Source organism: Propionispora vibrioides (assembly GCF_900110485.1).
GTDB lineage: Bacteria > Bacillota > Negativicutes > Propionisporales > Propionisporaceae > Propionispora > Propionispora vibrioides.
In genome coordinates, this window is sequence record NZ_FODY01000031.1 from 39901 (window position 1) to 41398 (window position 1498).

The 1498-nt window shown below is 50.7% G+C and carries 1 protein-coding gene; it reads right to left on the reverse strand.

The window, feature by feature from the left end; translation table 11 throughout:
- Positions 1-631: 631 nt before the first annotated feature.
- Positions 632-1498 (reverse strand): BclA C-terminal domain-containing protein (locus tag BMW43_RS18485; RefSeq protein WP_091751293.1); only part of this gene is annotated, 867 nt, incomplete at its 5' end.

Below are 1498 nucleotides of genomic sequence, written 5' to 3' on the forward strand. Positions count from 1 at the left end.
TCCTCAAATACCACATTGGCATTCGCTACAACCGTCCCGCTTGTATTTCTTTCAAGCTGTAACCCTAAGGTGTCCAAAAACTACCCCTCCTCAAATAATGGTAAAGGTGACAATACACGTAGTGTGTATTGCCGCAGCAAGAAAATCATATATAAAGTATTCGGTTCATATCATACTACGTTCCTTAGTCTTACATGTTCCTGCCCGGGCCGGGGAACAGCACAATCCAGTGTTATTGCTATCGTCCCGAAACCTTGCTGCCTTTTAAAAGTCGGTTAATCATAATATCATATGAAACATTATGTAAATTTGTACCAAGGATATTCCATTTGCTCCATATGCCATATCACGTCCTGGTATATACTGTTCGTTAAATACAGGAACAACAATAGAAATAAACCCATACGTATATTCCTCCTTCGTTCCATGTCATTAACAAAAATGGCAGGGATTAAAACACCTTCAATCTACCGTCCTTCTCCTTCTGCTAACTTGTTCACTAACTTCCAATTTAGAAAGTATAGTAACTAACTCTAAAATTCCGATGAAAAGCATTACACAGCTCGCCAATGCAACAAAAAAACCCCTTCCCACAGAAGCGGAGAAGGGGGTTGGTCTTGGAAAGGCTAGATCATATCAGTCGAACAACTGTCATATACGTGCTTGCACCACCAAGAAGAGTGGCTGCTCCAAGTAAGCCAAACAACTGGAGTGTTAGCGTATCGCCTGCAGTCAGAGGAACAATAAAGGACGTAAACAAATTAGCTGCCGCAACGGTAGGGGTAACTATCGAAGCCGCTAGCGGTGTGCCGTTCTGCAATACCTGTGAGGAAACCAGCAACGCTGCCGTTGTGGCTACAGCATAGCTAACCAGATATTCTCCCGTTTCCGGTACGGTGAATTCAGTATCCGTACCGTCCACAGTGAACGTGTTCAGGTTCTGATTGTCTGGCAGTGGTACATCGGTACCACCCAACACAACGGCGATAACAGCCGAAGTTGTGTTGGACGCTGACATACTGTCGGTCGTGATCACTTCGCCGGTGGCGCCCGTCGCGCCGGTGGCACCGGTAGCTCCCGTATCGCCGGTCACTCCCGTTACACCGGTAGCTCCTGTGGCACCGGTAGCTCCCGTATCGCCGGTCACTCCCGTTACACCGGTAGCTCCTGTGGCACCGGTAGCTCCTGTGGCACCGGTAGCTCCCGTATCGCCGGTCACTCCCGTTACACCGGTAGCTCCTGTGGCGCCAGTAGCTCCCGTATCGCCGGTCACTCCTGTTACACCCGTCGCTCCTGTATCACCTGTAGGACCCGTTACCCCAGTTGCACCTGTAGCCCCGGTGGCCCCTGTATCGCCAGTAGCTCCTGTTACACCAGTTGCTCCCGTATCGCCGGTCGCTCCCGTATCCCCGGTCGCTCCCGTATCCCCAGTCGCTCCCGTTGCACCGGTTGCTCCTGTATCACCGGTCGCTCCCGTATCCCCAGTCGCTCCTGTATC